The following is a 547-nucleotide window of genomic DNA, read 5'->3' on the forward strand; positions in this document are numbered from 1 at the left end:
GCCCAACCCGTCAGGGGGGGAGCGGTCGAAGGTGGGACTGGCGATTGGGACGAAGTCGTAACAAGGTAGCCGTACCGGAAGGTGCGGCTGGATCACCTCCTTTCTAAGGAGCTTCACCGAACACCGCCGGCCGGGTGTCCACAGACGTGTGTTCTGTGCATCGTGGTTGCTGGTGGTGGAGGGCCCTCGTACCAGCCCGCAGCGTCTTTCGGGATGTTCGGGTTCGGGATCGGGTTGCTCGAGAAAAGTGGAAACACCGAACGTGTCCAGCGTTTTGCTGGGCCGGCACACTGTTGGGTCCTGAGAGGACAACGGCCTGCCCCTTGGTGGGGGCGGGGGGTTGTGTTCTTTGGGACGGGCAGCGCCCTCCTCGCCGGTTGGTGGGGGTGGGCGCTGGTTCGTGTGGTCGTTGAGAATTGTACAGTGGACGCGAGCATCTTTTGTTTCTGTGCACATTTGTGTCGTGATTTCTTGATGTGTGTGTTGGTCAAGTTGTCAAGGGCGCACGGTGGATGCCTGGGCATCAGGAGCCGATGAAGGACGTGGG

General features: G+C 60.9%; 1 rRNA gene. It reads left to right on the forward strand.

What is annotated here, in order from left to right:
* Positions 1-103, forward strand: a 16S ribosomal RNA gene (locus QSK03_RS32950); the annotation flags it as partial.
* Positions 104-547 lie beyond the last annotated feature (444 nt).

Origin of the sequence: Actinomycetospora sp. NBRC 106375, assembly GCF_030269665.1 — a bacterium.
In the GTDB taxonomy this organism is placed as follows: Bacteria; Actinomycetota; Actinomycetes; order Mycobacteriales; family Pseudonocardiaceae; genus Actinomycetospora.